The sequence below is a fragment of the Acinetobacter sp. AG1 genome (genome assembly GCF_001005525.1).
GTDB classification, from domain to species: Bacteria; Pseudomonadota; Gammaproteobacteria; order Pseudomonadales; family Moraxellaceae; genus Acinetobacter; species Acinetobacter modestus.
In genome coordinates, this window is the sequence record NZ_LBMZ01000024.1 from 1 (window position 1) to 2,352 (window position 2,352).

At 37.8% G+C, this 2,352-nt stretch carries 3 protein-coding genes; 2 read left to right on the forward strand and 1 reads right to left on the reverse strand.

Features of this window, described 5'->3' with window-relative positions; genetic code table 11:
* Both AAV96_RS18175 and cysK read left to right on the forward strand, forming a co-directional pair.
* Positions 1-467: hypothetical protein (locus tag AAV96_RS18175; protein WP_046737852.1), on the forward strand; the 467-nt coding region annotated here is incomplete at its 5' end.
* Between the two features lie 122 nt (positions 468-589).
* Entirely contained in the window at positions 590-1,591 is a 1,002-nt protein-coding gene (cysK, locus tag AAV96_RS00220) for a cysteine synthase A (RefSeq protein WP_046737853.1), read from the forward strand.
* A gap of 61 nt (positions 1,592-1,652) precedes the next feature.
* Here the strand turns inward: cysK and AAV96_RS00225 are convergent, their stop codons facing one another.
* Entirely contained in the window at positions 1,653-2,132 is a 480-nt protein-coding gene (locus AAV96_RS00225; RefSeq protein ID WP_188363588.1) for a lytic transglycosylase domain-containing protein, read from the reverse strand.
* Positions 2,133-2,352: the final 220 nt, after the last annotated feature.

Below are 2,352 nucleotides of genomic sequence, written 5' to 3' on the forward strand. Positions count from 1 at the left end.
TGTGCGATGCTGTCTATTTTATTTGTAAAAAATCACAAGGTTTGAATTCATTAGAAGCATTTATAACACTGCTTATTCATGAACTTCATTTTTATGAAGAATGGGATATTCTTGAAACAACTACAGCAGATTTAAAAAATATTTTTGATATTTGGTTATTACCTATATTAGAGAAAACTAATTTTAAAACACTAACTGAAGTAGAAGTCCAAGAACAAACACAATGGATAGTATATTCTATTCAAAAATTAATAAAGAAAAATCAGAATGCGAAAAATCTAAAATATTCTGATCGTTGGGGAATTTATCATAATGGTGCGGAGGTTGCTCCAGTTGAAAGTTTTACTTTACCTATTTCTTCACATCTAAAATTAGCATTAGGATTAACAGCAGATTGGAATGAGGTAGAGATATTTTATGAAACGTCCAATGAGTATGTGTTTTTCTCATGGTTTACGGGTGCATAATCGGTGAAGAAAGCTATAAATATGGGAAAAACTTTTCATAAATCTTAACGTTTTCTACTTTCCTCCTAAGTTCACAAGCCTATAATGCTTAAGAATCATTCCAAATCTAATAAGGAAATAACATGTCTACCGATCAACAATTTCCAACGCCTGCCAACTTAGGTATAGCAGTTTACTCGAATAATGCAGAAGCGATAGGCAATACACCCTTAGTTCGTATCAATCGTTTGATTAAATCAGATGCTACAATATTGGCAAAAGTTGAAAGCCGTAATCCTGCATTTTCAGTAAAATGCCGTATTGGTGCAGCGTTGATTGCGGATGCGGAAAAACGTGGTGTACTTAAAACAGGTATGCATATTGTTGAACCGACTAGTGGTAATACAGGTATTGCTTTAGCATTTGTTGCAGCGGCAAAAGGTTATCCTATTACCTTAACCATGCCCGCAAGTATGAGCTTAGAGCGCAGAAAAGTATTAAAAGCTTTAGGAGCAAATCTGGTTTTGACCGAGCCTGCTAAGGGCATGAAAGGTGCGGTGGATGAAGCTGTTCGTTTAGCCACTGAAAATCCTGAGCTTTATTTCCTACCACAACAATTTGAAAACCCAGCCAACCCTCAAATTCATGTCGATACCACTGGTCCTGAAATTTGGCAGGCAACCAATGGACAAGTGGATATCTTAGTTGCGGGTGTTGGTACTGGCGGGACAATTACAGGAATTTCACGTTATTTTGAGCAAGTTCAGAATCAGCCAATTTATTCTGTTGCAGTTGAACCCGCTGAATCTCCAATCATTACCCAAACTAAAAATGGTGAAAGCATCACACCAGCACCGCATAAAATTCAGGGGATTGGTGCGAATTTTATTCCTAAAAACCTAGACCTAGATTTGGTCGATGAAGTGTTGCCAGTGAATAGTGCGGATGCGATTGAGTGGGCAAGAAAGTGTGCAACGCAAGAAGGAATTCTAGTGGGTATTTCAAGCGGTGCGGCATTGGCGGCGGCGGCACAAATTGCTGAACGTCCTGAAAATGCAGGCAAAACGATTGTTGTAATTTTACCTGATAGTGGTGAGCGTTATTTGTCTTCGGTGTTATTTGAAGGTTTGTTTGACGAAGCGTAATTTCATTATTTAGCCAATAAAAACCATGCTTAAGAGCATGGTTTTTTATTTACTCTTTATTTTATAGGGCTTTTTTTAAGATTTTTTCATGACGTTTTACTGAACGAGCATACTTTTTACCTTTATGGCGTGTCCAAAAACTCCGTTCATAACCTGATGGCCCAACATTATAATACGCTACGGCTTTTGACCAGCTGCCAGCTGATTTATAATAGGTTGATAGGATATATGCACCGCAATTAATATTAGTATTTTCATCATAAAGATTGCCAGGACAAGACTGGCGCCAATGAGTCGAAACTATTTGAGTTAAACCGATCGCACCTGTAGGGGAGCGTGCTGAACTATTATAATTTGATTCTTGGCGAATGAGCGCAGCGAGTAAAGTGGGTGATACATCATAACGCTCTGCATTTTGCACGATCATTGGGGATAAGCGATTTGCTGTATTTGGAGAAACAGAATAGGCTGTTTGTAGTCCAGATGATAACTGAGTAGAGCGATTGGCGAATGATCCGCTTAAACTGCTACACGCAGCCATACTGATTGCAATCACGATCAAGCCTAGCTTTAAAGTAAATCCATATAGATTTTTTATAAGTTTGTTGTGGTCTTTATGAATGAATATGCGTTGCAAAATAATAAACCGTTCCGATGAAGTTAGATGGATGGTATTAACCACGAATAAATGAGTCAATAACAGTTACTTTATGATCATGTGAATATCTCTTTATCAATAGAAAAAGCCCCGACATCCTGTC